Origin of the sequence: Eubacterium sp. AF22-8LB (assembly GCF_003458715.1) — a bacterium.
Taxonomy (GTDB): domain Bacteria; phylum Bacillota_I; class Bacilli_A; order Erysipelotrichales; family Erysipelotrichaceae; genus Holdemanella.
This window is the reverse complement of sequence record NZ_QRVI01000006.1, coordinates 18,339-33,476: the sequence shown is the minus strand read 5'-3', so window position 1 is coordinate 33,476 and position 15,138 is coordinate 18,339. Positions and strand designations below refer to the sequence as shown.

The window sequence follows — 15,138 nt, the reverse complement described above, 5'->3', positions numbered from 1 at the left end:
TCCTCCTTTTTTATATACGCATCAACCAGTTTTCAATCAATTTTGCCGATTGTGCACTCGCCTTTGAAACATAGGTTGAGAATTCCATTGGATTTTCGTTATGATGAACGACATCACTTAAACAACGCACAATCACAAATGGAATGTTGAAATTAGTTGCGACAGCACCAATAGCGCCTGCCTCCATTTCTGAACAAATTGAGTCTGGAAAGCGTTCCATCAACTTTTCAAAATCCTCATCTCTAGACATAAACAAGTCTTGAGAAGCAATCGTTCCTACATGATAACGAATCTGCATATCCTTTGCAGCTTCAATACAGCTTTGACTTAATTTTTCATGACTATTATACACCAATCCAATACCAGAAGGACCATCTAATGGACTTGTATCATAATCTGCCTGTACAACCTTATCACTGATTACGATATCCAATACTTGCTCATCCTGCGTTAATCCACCAGCTGTACCAACATTAATAATACTGTCTACATTTTCCTGCATACACAAAATCGTACAAGACATCGCAGCCATAGCCTTACCTACACCACTCTTACATAAAACTACATCTTTACCTTGCCATTTTCCATATGTCAATGTACATCCCGCAATTGTCTTCGTATGATCTACAGAATCCATACGCTTTTCAAACTCAAGAATTTCAGCATCCATTGCCGCTACAATACCAATCATTCCTGTACCTTCTTTCTACATACATAAAAATACTTTTCACCAGGCGCAATACCCTCAATATCAAAATCAGTTGTAACCTTCAAAATATCAAAATACTTTGATAAAGTCTCACTCAACCATTTTGGATCATATACTCTTTGAATATGATGCTCCTGAACAACCTTGTCTTTCATATAAAACGCAAAATCCTGATAGACATAGTCATCCTCAGCCATAATCGACCATTGATATTGACAACCGTCTTCAAAAGCACCAGTCTCATTATATTCAGAATCGAATTCTTCTAAACGATCCATCGAATGTGTATCAAAGAAAAATAGACCATTTGGCTTTAAATGCTGGCTAACTTCATTAAAGAATGCATCAATTTCTTCTTTTTCTAAAATATAGTTAAAGCTATCACACAAACAGAAAATACCAGAATATGATGCCAAATTATGAAGATCACGCATATCCTGACATAAAAATTGAATCGAACCCTCTAAGTTTTTACTCTTAGCCTGCTTTACCATTTCCTCACTCAAATCAAGTGCCGTCATCGTATAGCCTTTTTTTGCGAGCATCTCTGTAATTTCACCACTACCACACGCTAGTTCTAGACAATCACAAGGTGCAAGTTCATTCTCAATCCAAGATACCCATTCTCTAGATGCCTCTTCATCTTTAACTAAAGCATCATAATAATGTGCTAACGTATTATAAATCATAAGTTTTTACTGGAACATCCGAATATAAACGGTCCAGATTATAAACCTGCCTTTCCTCATTCACAAACAAATGCACTACAACTTCTTTTAAGTCGATCAAAAGCCACTTTGAACCTGAATCACCTTCAATATGCATATCCCCCATATATCCAGCTTCTCTTAAGCGATCCTTGATATTTTGCGCAATCGCATTATTTTGACGAATATTTGTTGTCGAACAAACAATCATAGAATCCATAAAAGGAGTCAAGCTCGTTACATCATATACACGTACATCCTGTGCTTTTTTTTCACAGATTGCATGCACTACTACATCTAAAATTTCCATTTTTAACCTCTTTTTAAATATTCACGATTTTGTTGAACTACTAAATCAAAGCCTTTTTCAATATTCTTTTTACAAGTCTCAATCAACTCAGAAGAATCATATCCACGTAAAGGGTCTAATTTATCTGCGCAAAATACCATCATCGCATACGGATCTCGACTCGTACCTAATACATGGTGATAAATCGCATTATAAATAATAGGATTATCTATTAAGAATATTTCCTTTGTGACGGCAGCTCCTACAAATCCGTGCCATACAGCTACAGGATACTCCATATTTTCTGGACATACACTCTCCATCCATTTCAACATCTCATCCTTAGGCATATACTTAGCTATATCATGAAACAAACCGATATAATACGCAATGTGCATATCATATCCATTGTTCAAGGCAAACTCTTCACAAAGTCTCGCAACCGACAAAGAATGCTCATATCTTTTTTCTGTTAATCTAGCTGCTACAAATTCTTTGACATACAAACGATTACGATAGATATATCGCAATACTTCCTCTGGTAAATAATTCAATTTATTTCCCACACGAATTTCTGAACTTGAAACAGGCACAGCCGGCATAGTCATACACATAATATCGTATTTTGATTCTGCCAGCTCTCCATCTCTGTCAAAGCACACAAAATGTGCCATTTTCACAAGCTCATCCGCATGATACCACTTGTCAAACTGCTCCAATTGATCGTTGCCAATAATCCAATAAAACTCATGTTCTGGATACGTTTCAATCAATTCTTTTAACGTATCATACGTATAGCTTTTTCCCAATCTTTCCAATTCGACTGTACATACTTTAAATTTTGGATTTTGTTTAACCACCAAATCAATCATAGCCAAACGCTCCTGGTTTAAAGTTAACTCATGATCCTTTAAAGGTGTACTTGCCGTAGGCATAAACCATACTTCATCTACACCTAATGACTGTAAGGCCTGATTGGCCATTTGAATATGTCCATCGTGGATAGGATCAAAAGAACCTCCTACAATGGCAATTCTCATTTTTTAAGCCCCAATTTATTTTCTTTACTTCTTCTATACAATAAGAAAGTATGTCCAACAATATGTACTACTTCACTACCAGTTGCGCTTGCACACTCAATGGCTGCTTCACGCACATCCACTGGACATGTCTTTAATAAATTACATTTTACTAATTCATGTGCTTCTAATGAATCAGATAAAGTATCCATTAAATTATCACTTAAACCATCTTTTCCAATCTGAAATAATGATCTATAATCCATTCCTAATTTTCTTAAATATTTTTTATTTTGACTTGTTAACATTAAATCATCGCCTTTCTAAATGTTACCTGAATTCCTTTATGTACCTTTACATATACATCTTTTACTTGTCCACTAATGCAGAACCATCCAATACCATGAATACAAACATCCATTTTTTCACCCTCAAGATTAGGCGCATGAAACGTGTGCATCGTTAATAATGAAGTGTCTACACAAGGCACTAACATACCATTTAAATGTTTTTGCCACAACGCATCTGCATTGCTTAATTTTCCTCTATGAATAGATAAAGAACGAGAGAAATAGCCAACCACAGTTGCTTTACCACTCACTACAACATCCAATCTTGCCAAACCTGCAGCCGCAAAAGATTGATCTTCAAAAATTTGCGAAATAAACGGACGAATTGGCTTCGTTGGAATAACTGTCTTTAAATCCTTAGGTTGTAAATGCGTTAATAAAGAGTGTGTATTCTCAATACCTGGCGTATCATAAATTGTATAATCCTCAAAAGGAATTGGAACTAAATCTAGTGTCGTTCCTGGATTTTGAGAAGTTGTTAAATCTTTCGATGCCAATAAATGATTCAATACAGTAGATTTTCCTGCATTGGCAACACCCATAAAAATCACATTTCGATTCTTACGATACTTTAAGATTGCATTTACGATGCGTGATGAATACTCTCTAGATTTATCATTTTCCTTTAATAGATAACCACAAATTACGATATCTTTCACTACAATATTTTCTTCATGAAGACGATACTTCACAAAATTGATGATTTTTTCATCGGTTAAAGTCGTAGGCAAGACATCACGCTTCGTTAAAACCATCACAATATCTTTTCCAGGAAGCTTTTGATTCAAACGCGAAATCAAATTTGCTTCAAACGCAAATAAATCAACAACCCAAAATACAACACCATCAATTTTATTGATTTTTTCTAATGTTGCATTCGATTCAATTCCCTGCTGCATATTGATCGTCACATCTCCATAGTGACGAATACGATAACATCTTTGACAATAAGAAGCATCTAAAGTTGGCACATAACCAAGTGCCTTCTCATCTTCATTTTGTAGTAAAACACCACAACCCTTACAATATTTAGTCATCAAATTCACCTCGTTTCAATATATTCTTTCTTTCTAAATAACCATATATTAATTCTTCAAAGAAACGAAATACCTTTGTGATATTTCGATCCTTTATCGCAATAGGAGCCGTCAATATTGTATACAGGCCCCAAATATTTCCACCTAGTATATCGGTATACATCTGATCCCCTAATATGGCAATCTGATTGGCTTTTAAGCCATGATCTTTCATTGCCTTTTTAAAGCAGAATGGAAATGGTTTACACGCAAAGGTATACACATTAGAAACTGAAAGATGCTTACCAAATTCTTCCCCTCTTACGTTTGGAGAGTTTGAGCATAATGCAATCTCAATTCCATTTTTCTTTAGCTTTTCAACAAAATCAACCACATCTTGATTAGGAATCGCTTCATCATAAGCTACCAACGTATTGTCGATATCACATAATAATAACTGAATTCCATTTTCATGTAATTTTTGAAGATCTAGAGTTTTAAAACTCTTTACATAATAATCTGGTGCAAAAAGATTCATCTAAAATTCCTCTTTCGCATAAAATTGAATCAAATGCTCAGCACAACGAATACCATCAATAGCACTTGTCATAATGCCACCCGCATATCCACTGCCTTCTCCACTTGGATATAAGCCTTGAATATTTGAAACACAAGCTTTATCACGAACCAAACGTACACTGCTGCTACTTCTTGATTCCACTGCACTAAGTATAGCGCCATTGGATACAAAGCCTGGTACCTTCTTTTCAAAATGCACTAAAGCCTCATGCAAAGCTAGATTTACCTCATTAGAGAATAAATCATTCAAATCACAGAAGGTTGTTCCAATAAAATACGTTGGTAACACGGACTCAAATTGATTGGATACTTTATTTTCTAAATAATCCTTAGCCAATTGCACACAAGCCTTATAATCATGTCCCATCTGGAATGCTTTTTTTTCTAAGTCTTCCTGATATTTTAATCCTGCAAATAATTCATTTCCATAATCGGAGTCATTAATTTGTACTAACAAGGCACTATTGGCATTTTCTCCACTACGACTCGCATAAGACATACCATTCACAACCAATTGTTCTTTTTGACATGAACTAGGAATAACATATCCACCTGGACACATACAGAATGTGTATACACCCTTTGAATTGGAAGCTGTGTATGTTAATTGATAACGTGCCGGAATCAATCTTTCATCCTGACTATATTCATGCAACATGGCTTCATTGATATATTTTTGTTTATGTTCAATACGCACGCCTACCGCAAAAGGTTTATTTTCAACATGGATACCACGCTGATGAAGCATTAAAATGGTATCACTTGCACTGTGGCCTGTTGCCAAAATTAAGGCATTACAATCCGTCCATTGACGATTGAAATAGATTTGTTTCAAGGTACCATCCTCTACCTTGATATCCTCTAATTTCGTATCAAAATAGAAAGTTCCCCCCAATCGTTCAATTTCTTCACGACAATGCTTAATAATAGATAAGAAGGCATCTGTTCCAATATGTGGATGCTGATCAATTAATATGTCAGATTTGGCACCAAAAGATACAAGCTCTTCTAATACTTTACGACACAAGGAATCCTTTGATCTTGTCGTTAGCTTTCCATCACTAAAAGCACCAGCACCACCTTCACCAAATTGAACATTACACTCTTCATCCAACTTTCCACTTTCCCAGAACGTATCTACCTTTTGTTTACGAACATCCACCTTAGAGCCTCTTTCCAAAATAATAGGTTTATAGCCGGCTTGTGCAAGAATCAATGCCGCAAACATACCTGCAGGTCCAAAACCAACCACAACAGGACGTCCTGTTAAAGTATGTTCGCCACTTTTTACAGGATGATATGTTTCATCAGGCGTTGGTAAAACATCTTTTAGCTTTAAAAGTCTCTTTTCATTTTTTACTTTACAATCTACGACATACGAAAATAAGACCTTCTGGTGACGTGCGTCCACACTTTTTCTATGTACGTGCCACTGCAAAAGGTCTTCTTTACGGATTCGCAGTTTTTTTAAGATCTGTGCTTCAATTTCACTTTCATGAGCACACTTCACTTGAAATAATCGAATCATAAGTTTACAGTAATTTCTTTAAAATCGGATATTGATCCTGATAACGCGTTACAAAACCAGCAAGACATTGAGCACATGCTAATGTTAAGAAATAAACAACTAGATGAGCATTTGGCATCAATATCAAGAATATTTTCGCAAATAGAATATGTGAAGTATAAATCATTAATGAATCATGTCTTAAAATCGTATACATTCTACGATATGGCATGTTCACCTTTAATAAATAATTCACTAAGAAATAAATAGCAGGAATCAAACAAATATACATACTTGTTAGATCTCGCAAAATGTGAAGACGACTATATAAAATCACTTCAACGCATAATAATATAAAGCTAATCAAAAATCCAATAAGGCTCACCTTTTTTGGTAAACGACGAGTTCTTGCCAGCAACAACCCTATCGCAATAAACATAGGCCCAAAGAAAATTCCATTTCTTGCGGTTGAAAATGCTTTTGTGAAGAATCCAAAAAAGAATGAAATCCAAGGTAAGCTTTCCCATATTGGTGTATAAACATTAATCAAATAGCCTATAAAATATAATACAAATGTTACCATTAATGTGAAATTCAAGCCTTTTTTCTTATACAAATAATACACAATAATATCTGCAAGCATCAAGGCTGGTAAAAACCATAGATGATAATAGCTTCCGTTTAATAGAAAGTCTCTTATATATGTGAATAAATATGTAACATAAAAACCATTGTGCGTATAATCAAAAATCGTATAAGGCAAATATATGACGGTCCAAATCAAGTAAATTCTTAAAAGACGAAACAAAGCTTTTTTTAAGCGATTCGAATTGGCTTGTTCATTTTTCGCATCATAATTTCTAAAAAAGAAAAATCCACTCGTTGTAAAAAAGAATGGAACCGCCAAACGACAGACAGTATGAATCCAATACGTGTTAAATGTTTCAGATATTTCTAAAAAAGGAAATGTATGAATGCATACAACCAATAAAGCTGAAACATAACGCGCTATATCAATTGACGCATATTGTCTTTTCATGAGCGCACCTTTAATCTAGGAACACGCGAAGAAATCGAAGTCAATGTTTCATTATTGATTGTCTTAGCCGTACGAGAAATTTGATCAACTGTAACCACTTCATTTCCCTGATGGCCCACAATACAAACAACATCGCCCTCTTTTACATCTTCAACATCCGTAACATCGATCATACATTGATCCATGCATAGATTTCCAATCAATTTACATCTTTTTCCATGTACCAATACTTCAAATCCTTGATTCGATAATAAGCGTGGTAATCCATCCGCATAACCAATACTCATAGTTGCGACTTTTGTTGGTTTTTCAGCCACAAAATGACGTCCATAGCTAACACTTTGACCTGGATAGATCCATTTTACTAAGCTCACATTGGCATACATGGACATAATAGGAATAAAATCTGGATTGGTCTTTATATCAATATGATCATCACTTGTCACACCCATATAAAGTAATCCGGGTCTACAATATTCATATTCTAATTCTGGATAATTTAAGATTCCATAGCTATTTTGAATATGACGAATACCTGGATCAATACCTTGTGATTTTAGTAACTCAACAACTTCATCAAAAAGCTGAATTTGTCGAGTCGTGAATTCTGTACAATCTTGATCTAAGCAATCACTTACTGGAAAATGTGAGAAGATGCCTTCTACACATAGATTTTCCATACGATATTCTTCATAGATATCCTCAATATGCTTATCTTGTTGTTGATATACGATACCAGTACGACACATACCCGTATCTACTTTACAATGACAACGAATCTTTACTCCATTGTCTTTAGCATATTGATTTAATTCTCTTGCATATTCAATCGATACTAAAGATTGAACAATGTTTTGTTCATGAAGATAATGAAAATGCATACTTGGTGTATATCCTAAAATTAGAATATTATCCTGAATACCTGCATTTCTTAAATTCAAAGCTTCATCTACACTTGAAACGCCAAAATAATCCACACCACATTTTTGTAGAGCCTTCGCACAGGCTACATCACCTAAGCCATACGCATTAGCTTTGACAATACCCATAATTTTTGTTTTCTTTACAAGCTTTCGAACCTCATTCACATTATGACTGATCGCATCATAATCGATTTCTGTCCAAGCCCGACTATAAGCTTCTAGCATGCTCCAATCGTCCTTTGCATAGCCAAATCAATCAACTTATCAATTAAATCCGCAAATTCAATACCAGCTTCCTTCATCATTGATGGATAACGAGATGTTGCGGTTAATCCTGGAATGGTATTCAATTCATTTAATACAACTTCTTTATCTTCTGTTACAAACATATCCACACGTGCCATACCACAGCAATTCATGGCAATATATGTTCTACGCGCTAAATCCTGAGCTTGTTTAAAAGTTTCTTCACTTATACGAGCCGGACAATAGATAGCGGCTCCTTTCATTTCGTACTTACCTTCAAAATCAAAGAATCCACCCGTAATTTCAATTTCGTCAACTGAACCTGTAAAGATTTCTTCATTTCCCATGACTGCACAACCAATCTCAAAGCCCTTAATTACTTTTTCAACTAAGATCTTGCCTCTACCATCATAGAAGAAAGCATCTTTACATGCACTTTCGAACTCTTCTTTGTTGTTGACAAAATGTACACCATAACTACTACCCGCATTGCATGGTTTTACGATCCATGGCAATGGAATCTCTTCTTGAATTTGTTCAAATGTTGGATTTTCTTTATTTGCGTGTAAACAAACATAATCTGCACAAGGAATATTTGCTTCCTTACATAAAATATGCATGATTTCTTTATCCATAGACATCGCACTTGACATAACATCACAGCCAACATAGTGGATATTCATTAATTCAAGTAAACCTTGAATCAATCCATCTTCTCCGTTTTTTCCATGTAATACAGGGAAAACACAATCTAGCTCAATCACTGAATTAGAACCATCTAAAGGCATGATTCCCCCATTTACCCATGCACATGATACACATGTTGTTTCATTTTCCCATGTATCATGTTCAATTGAATCAATATCTCCGTTATATAAATAGAAATGTCCATTTTTATTGATACCAATCAATGTCATTTCATAATTGTCTGCATGAATCTGACGTAAAAAGGAAGCTGTTGAATGTAATGAAACAGAATATTCACTACTTTGTCCTCCAAATACGACACCTAAACGTAATTTACTCATTGTCATTCCCCCTAAAAGCATCTACTAATGTATCCATTTTCATCGCTCTTGAACCCTTAATTAAAATCACACAATCTTCTTCTAATAAAGGTTTAACGGCTTCATAAATCTCATCTTTTGTTTCATACCAATTTCCATTAAAACCATCGCTTGTTTCTTTAGAAAGAGGCCCCGTACAGTATAATGCATCTACACCCTTTTCTTTGGCATATTCACCTACATCATAATGCAACTGTTTTTCTTCACTACCCAAATCCAGCATATCCGATAAGATAGCGATATGTTTTCTAGCCGGCAATACCATCAGCGTATCAATGGCTGCTTTTGCACTTTCTGGATTCGATTTATATGTATCATCTAAAATATAAGCATTCTGAACTGGAATCAACTGTGTACGCATCTTAGTCATTTCTAAGTGCGCCAATCCATTAAGAATTGATTCTTCCTTAAGATGACATGCCTTTGCGATATAGATACACGGCAATGCATTCATTGCCTGAAAATCACCAAACGCATGTAAATGTACAGGCACATCTAAAATATTGCAGTTAAAAACTATTCCATCCTTCCCATATTCAATTGAACTTGTGATAGAAACATCTCCACCATGTCCAAAGGAAACAATTTTTTTATTTCCCGTATTTAATGTAGGAAGCACCTCTTGCATCTCTTTACTTTCATAGTTATAAACAAATAAGCCATTGTCTTTTAAGCCTTCTAAAATCTCACATTTAGCCTGAGCAATCTGCACTCTTCCGCCCAAATTTTCCATATGAGCCGAACCAATGGATGTAATCACAGAAATATCTGATCGCGCAATCGATGTAAGCTGAGTAATCTCACCCTTGTTTTCCATTCCCATTTCTAAAATGGCTACTTCTATATCTTCATCGAACTCAAAAATAGTTAATGGAAGGCCAATTTCACTATTACGATTTCCCAATGTTTTCTGCGTCTTTTTCTCCTGTGAGAAAATACTATATAACATATCTTTACAACTTGTTTTTCCATTAGATCCCGTAACTCCAATAACTAATGGATGTAATTCATCTAGATAGGCTTTCGCAAGTTCTTGCATTGCCCTTAATGTATCATCTACTAAGATAACGGGAAAATCTGGATATGGATGATGATCCTTTTGCCACAAACTAATCAAAGCACCATCTTCTATTGTTTGTTTAGCAAAAGTGTGTCCATCAACTCTTTGACCAATAATTGGTACATATAAAACATCCTTTGTCACTTGTCGTGAATCAATCACAACACCATGGATTTTTTTTGTATCATCAATATCACCATGCACACTTGCATGCATCATATTTGCTATTTCATGAATGGTTTTTACAATCATCTCAAAACCTCCGCTTAGTTTACATTATAGCATAAATCTACTTCTCAATATTTATATTTCATGAAAAAACCAAATTTTCCCATTTTTATCCTTTACAAGCTCATACATTCTTCCAAAAAAAGACAAAAAAGCACCAAAAGTGGGGGTGGTTTACTAGTTTTATTTAATATCACATATTTTCCCACAATTTTCACATTTTATTTGACACAACTTATGATATACTTCTATACAAGCAAGGAGTTTGAAGACCTTGCCGGTATGAAATCAGTTAATGGTATTCATACTATTTTCTATCCCCTTATTGAAGAGCCAGACACCCCCTTAGTCTGGCTTTTCATTTTTTATAAAACGATGTATCATTTTAAATAAGGAGGACTTTAAATTATGTGTATTTTTTGTTCAATCGCTAAAGGTGAAATTCCTAGCAATAAAATTTATGAAGACGAAAGCGTCATTGCTTTTCTAGACATCAATCCAACTTCTTATGGACACACTCTAGTTGTCCCTAAAGAACACTGCGATTCTTTCTTAGATTGTCCGGATGAAACACGCAACCATGTATTTGAAGTCGCAAGTAAGCTTGCTAACAAATTAGAAACTGTTTTACATTGCGATGGCATTAACGTTTTAACTAACGTACATGAAGCTGCCGGACAAAGTGTGAATCATTTCCATGTTCACTTGATTCCTCGTTATAAAGAAAACGATAGTGTAACGATTGAATTTCATGAAATTGAAAAACCAGATTTTGAAGAATTAATGAATAAACTAAAATAAGAAGCCGCTTGGCTTCTTATTTATTTTCCTCGATTTGATATTTCGATGAATACACACGATTCACATATTCTGCAAAATCCTTGCCATCCAATTCATCTTGAGTAAGATACGCCTTTTCTCCATATATATTATGCGTATCAATTTCATTTGAATCATTGATATTTGGAATACAAACCATATAGTAAAGAACTTCTGAAGAATAATTCATATACACAATATATACAAATCGATCACTGTTATTTTTTTGATTCGATTTTAAATAGGCAGAATAGACAATCTTCACTTTATCAAGACTTGGCGTCTTTTCTTTTTTACCCTCCAAGCTATATATAGAATCATCATTGTCCTTTACATATTCAATAGCGGCATCTTTTCCATCTGTAATCAAAAACTTAGGAATATCCTCTAATGCCTTATATCGATTGGCAAGTCCTTCCACCTTAACGTCTGCCTCTACACTTTTAGGCTTGTAATGGTATTGATTGGCCAAAGCCTCATCATAGGTTGCCGTAACATGAATGGTATCTCCATTTGATAAATCCGTATTCGGACTCACTTCATACTTTACAGAATTCAAAAAATCCTGCATTCTTTGGTTTAAATCCCCTTGTTTTGGATTAACGGCAACACTCGCATTGCCATTTTCACCTACATAGCTATATTGTGCATTTTCCATAATGTCAATTTCAACATTACGCATAAAAAAGAAATATGCGATCAAAACAAGGATACATACCATGCTTAATAAGCTGATAAAATATATTGTTTTATTCTCAATTTTCTGTTTATCCATTCTCAAACTCCTAATCAAAATATTGCGCATTCTCAATTGCCTTTGAAATATACAACAATAGATCTACATCCACTTGATCTTGTATGATCTCTTTCGCATCATGAATACACGTTTCCATCATAGCCTGATCTTTTTCAAAATCACCAAACACAAGACAAGGCATTCCACTCTGTCTTATTCCTAAGATATCACCTGGGCCTCGCATATGCAAATCATAATTGGATACTTCAAACCCATCTTTTAATTCTTCCATCTTTTTTAAACGCTCAACGGCCTGCGGATCACTTGAAGCCGACAATAAATAACAATAGCCTTGTTTTTTGTCACGTGCTACACGCCCTCTTAACTGATGTAGCGTACTTAATCCAAAGCGATGTGCATCATAAATAACCATGACACTCGCATTCGCAACATCGATTCCTACCTCAATAACCGTAGTCGAAACCAATATATCTAATTCATGTCTTGAAAACTTATCCATTGTTTCTTCTTTTTCCTGACTCGACATTTTTCCATGCAGTAAACCAATACGTACATCCTTCAATGTTTTTGTCATTCCCTCATAGATTTCAAAGACATTGCGCATTTTATATTCATCATTCTCTTCAATAGCTGGACACACAACGTAGCATTGTCTACCTTCATGAATAAAGTCTAAGACATCCTTTAATACAGGCTTCATACTTGAGGTTTTAAAATACTTTGTGACAACCGGCTTTCTTCCTGAAGGCATCGTATGAATGGAACTAATATCCATATCGCCATATAAAAAGTGAGCGTATGTTCTAGGAATTGGTGTTGCGGACATCATTAAAAAATCCACACACTTACCTTTTTCTAGTAAAGATCTTCTTTGTTTCACACCAAAACGCTGCTGCTCATCCGCAATCACTAAACCTAATTTATGAAAGGCTACATTTTCCTGAAATAGAGCATGAGTTCCAACTACATTTTGAATGTGTCCATCCGCAAGCTTTTCTAATATTTCCTTTTTTTCTTTAACAGGTAAACTTGATACGTATAAAGTTGCTTCTAAGCCTAATTTATGCATGTTTTCCACATGTTGTCTTGCCAAAATTTCCGTTGGCGCAAGCAATGCCGATTGATACCCTGCCAGCTGATTGGCAAACATACTAATTTGAGCCACGATAGTTTTTCCACAGCCAACATCTCCTTGGACAAGTCTAAACATAACATTTGTACTTTTTAAATCCAATAGAATATCATCGATGCTCGAAAGCTGATCCTTCGTTAATTCAAAAGGCAAATCTGAAATCCATTTTTTCACTGTACGAACTGGGAATTTTTTCGCCTTCTTGATTTCCTTTTTTTCATGCATCGACTGCATTACGCATTGAAAACATAAAAATTCTTCATATTTTAAAGTACGAATCGCTGCATGCAGCTGCTTTTCATTTTCCGGAAAATGAATCCACTTATAGGCTGTAGAAATATCCAACAATTTATACTTTTCAATATATCTTTGAGGAACTCGCTGAGGCATAACATCCACATGATTTAAAGCTTCCTTCATAATAGCCTGAATATCCGATTGTTTCAGTCCTTCAATCAATGGATATACAGGATGTAAACCCAATTGTTGATCAAGTGGTTTAAAATTATATGTAGTAGCTATCACATTATTATTCCCTTGATATTGTCCAAAAATCGTAACAGTCTTACCAAAGCCAAATTGAGATGGCCAAGGACGATTAAACAAAGTAATATTCAATTCTTCATTCCATGACATCACCTTAAATTTTGTCATTGAACGATTCTTTGACAAGCGAATCACACGAGCTGGTGAACAGATCAAGCCTTGGAATACAACGTTTTCTTTTTCGTTCCACTCTGCATATGGTAATATCTGAACTGTATCATAGCGTAAAGGATAATATTTCAACAGATCCTCTACAGTTAGAATATTCATCTTTACAAGTAAACCTAGTCTTCGACTTGTAATTTTTAACTCATTAATCTGCATCTAAAAGACTTCCTACATATGAAACATAATTTAATTCTAGAATGCAATAGAAAAAGCCCATTAAAAAATTCATAAATAAATAAGTAAACATCGATGCCAAAGTGGATGAAAAACTGACACCCAAAAATAAATACATCATCCATGACATCATTGGATTGCCCATATACATAGATCCAACCAAAATACTTTGTGCATTAAAGCCTTGAGCTGCACTAAATAAGCCACCTGTCATTGTATCAAATATAATAATGCAAATTAATAATGTACAATACCAGTTCAACATCGATTTTTGATGTTTCTTGATAGCCATAGGAATGAATTCTTTTAAATTTTTATCATGGATCAGACCATAATAAAAAATCAATTGGAACGGCACCATTACGACTAAACAAAATGCACTCATAAGCTGCAATACCAACATTAACCCCATATTCTTTGTACAGATATTCACTAAATTTGTAAGAATTCCACTCACAATTAAAATATAGATGGCTTGAAGCAATAGCACTTTAAATATTGTCTGAAAAGAAAAATTCTTCTTTTTCCAAATTCTTGTACAAATAAAATAGCAGCCTAGACTTGATAATAAGCTCAACCCAACTTCTAGACTTTGTCTTACATATACATTCATGTCTGAAGCACTCATGAATAAGTATGCGATGTTGTATAAAAAGCATAAAATTAAAGTTAATACGATTGTTTTATATATACTTCTAAATTGGAATTTTGACATTAATTTTTTCATTTAAAATCTCCTTTTTGAGTAAGATACAATTATCCCAGTCCTTTGTCCAAATACATTTTCTTTCAATTGACTAGAA

16 protein-coding genes are annotated in these 15,138 nt (G+C 34.6%); 1 reads left to right on the top strand and 15 read right to left on the bottom strand.

Translation table 11 applies throughout. From position 1 onward, the window contains the following. Window positions 1-10: 10 nt before the first annotated feature. Genes DWY01_RS03430 through murF form a run of 12 tightly spaced genes read right to left on the bottom strand, consistent with a single transcriptional unit; the run spans window position 11 to window position 10,763 of the window. Window positions 11-691 carry a 5'-methylthioadenosine/adenosylhomocysteine nucleosidase gene (locus DWY01_RS03430; RefSeq protein ID WP_117993170.1) on the bottom strand — a complete coding sequence of 227 codons (681 nt, stop codon included), beginning with the start codon at window positions 689-691 and terminating at the stop codon, window positions 11-13. Beyond that, window positions 688-1,398, bottom strand: coding sequence for a class I SAM-dependent methyltransferase (locus tag DWY01_RS03425; protein ID WP_117993167.1), 711 nt, complete (start codon window positions 1,396-1,398; stop codon window positions 688-690). Before DWY01_RS03425 ends, DWY01_RS03430 begins: the two co-directional genes overlap by 4 nt. After that, the gene (rsfS, locus tag DWY01_RS03420; protein WP_117993165.1) at window positions 1,388-1,726 is read right to left on the bottom strand and encodes a ribosome silencing factor; all 339 of its coding nucleotides are present in this window, start codon (window positions 1,724-1,726) and stop codon (window positions 1,388-1,390) included. Before rsfS ends, DWY01_RS03425 begins: the two co-directional genes overlap by 11 nt. A 2-nt stretch (window positions 1,727-1,728) precedes the next feature. Beyond that, window positions 1,729-2,745, bottom strand: a complete 1,017-nt coding sequence (locus DWY01_RS03415; protein ID WP_117993162.1) for a nicotinate-nucleotide adenylyltransferase — start codon at window positions 2,743-2,745, stop codon at window positions 1,729-1,731. Then, window positions 2,742-3,032 carry a YhbY family RNA-binding protein gene (locus DWY01_RS03410; RefSeq protein WP_117993160.1) on the bottom strand — a complete coding sequence of 97 codons (291 nt, stop codon included), beginning with the start codon at window positions 3,030-3,032 and terminating at the stop codon, window positions 2,742-2,744. Before DWY01_RS03410 ends, DWY01_RS03415 begins: the two co-directional genes overlap by 4 nt. Continuing rightward, window positions 3,032-4,111 (bottom strand): GTPase, encoded by a 1,080-nt coding sequence (locus tag DWY01_RS03405; protein ID WP_117993157.1) that lies wholly within the window; start codon window positions 4,109-4,111, stop codon window positions 3,032-3,034. The genes DWY01_RS03410 and DWY01_RS03405 overlap by 1 nt, the downstream gene beginning before the upstream one ends. Beyond that, window positions 4,104-4,628, bottom strand: coding sequence for a YqeG family HAD IIIA-type phosphatase (locus DWY01_RS03400; RefSeq protein WP_117993155.1), 525 nt, complete (start codon window positions 4,626-4,628; stop codon window positions 4,104-4,106). The genes DWY01_RS03405 and DWY01_RS03400 overlap by 8 nt, the downstream gene beginning before the upstream one ends. Continuing rightward, window positions 4,629-6,197 (bottom strand): NAD(P)/FAD-dependent oxidoreductase, encoded by a 1,569-nt coding sequence (locus tag DWY01_RS03395; protein ID WP_117993152.1) that lies wholly within the window; start codon window positions 6,195-6,197, stop codon window positions 4,629-4,631. A gap of 4 nt (window positions 6,198-6,201) precedes the next feature. Beyond that, window positions 6,202-7,215, bottom strand: coding sequence for an acyltransferase (locus DWY01_RS03390; RefSeq protein ID WP_117993149.1), 1,014 nt, complete (start codon window positions 7,213-7,215; stop codon window positions 6,202-6,204). After that, window positions 7,212-8,363: an alanine racemase gene (alr, locus tag DWY01_RS03385; RefSeq protein ID WP_117993146.1), complete on the bottom strand. Its 1,152-nt coding sequence runs from the start codon at window positions 8,361-8,363 to the stop codon at window positions 7,212-7,214. The genes DWY01_RS03390 and alr overlap by 4 nt, the downstream gene beginning before the upstream one ends. Then, complete coding sequence (locus tag DWY01_RS03380) at window positions 8,357-9,412, bottom strand: D-alanine--D-alanine ligase family protein (protein WP_117993144.1); 1,056 nt, start codon at window positions 9,410-9,412, stop codon at window positions 8,357-8,359. Before DWY01_RS03380 ends, alr begins: the two co-directional genes overlap by 7 nt. Beyond that, window positions 9,405-10,763, bottom strand: a complete 1,359-nt coding sequence (gene murF / locus DWY01_RS03375) for a UDP-N-acetylmuramoyl-tripeptide--D-alanyl-D-alanine ligase (RefSeq protein WP_117993141.1) — start codon at window positions 10,761-10,763, stop codon at window positions 9,405-9,407. Before murF ends, DWY01_RS03380 begins: the two co-directional genes overlap by 8 nt. A 384-nt stretch (window positions 10,764-11,147) precedes the next feature. Here murF and DWY01_RS03370 point away from each other — a divergent pair, with 384 nt between their 5' ends. Next, complete coding sequence (locus tag DWY01_RS03370; RefSeq protein ID WP_117993138.1) at window positions 11,148-11,540, top strand: HIT family protein; 393 nt, start codon at window positions 11,148-11,150, stop codon at window positions 11,538-11,540. A gap of 16 nt (window positions 11,541-11,556) precedes the next feature. Here DWY01_RS03370 and DWY01_RS03365 read toward each other — a convergent pair whose 3' ends face one another. From DWY01_RS03365 to DWY01_RS03355, 3 genes are read right to left on the bottom strand one after another with little or no spacing between them, the layout of a single operon-like run. Further along, the gene (locus DWY01_RS03365) at window positions 11,557-12,333 is read right to left on the bottom strand and encodes a hypothetical protein (RefSeq protein ID WP_117993135.1); all 777 of its coding nucleotides are present in this window, start codon (window positions 12,331-12,333) and stop codon (window positions 11,557-11,559) included. A 10-nt stretch (window positions 12,334-12,343) separates the two neighbouring features. Next, window positions 12,344-14,317: an ATP-dependent DNA helicase RecG gene (recG, locus tag DWY01_RS03360; protein ID WP_117993133.1), complete on the bottom strand. Its 1,974-nt coding sequence runs from the start codon at window positions 14,315-14,317 to the stop codon at window positions 12,344-12,346. Beyond that, window positions 14,307-15,062 (bottom strand): hypothetical protein, encoded by a 756-nt coding sequence (locus tag DWY01_RS03355; RefSeq protein WP_117993131.1) that lies wholly within the window; start codon window positions 15,060-15,062, stop codon window positions 14,307-14,309. Before DWY01_RS03355 ends, recG begins: the two co-directional genes overlap by 11 nt. Between the last annotated feature and the right edge of the window lie 76 nt (window positions 15,063-15,138).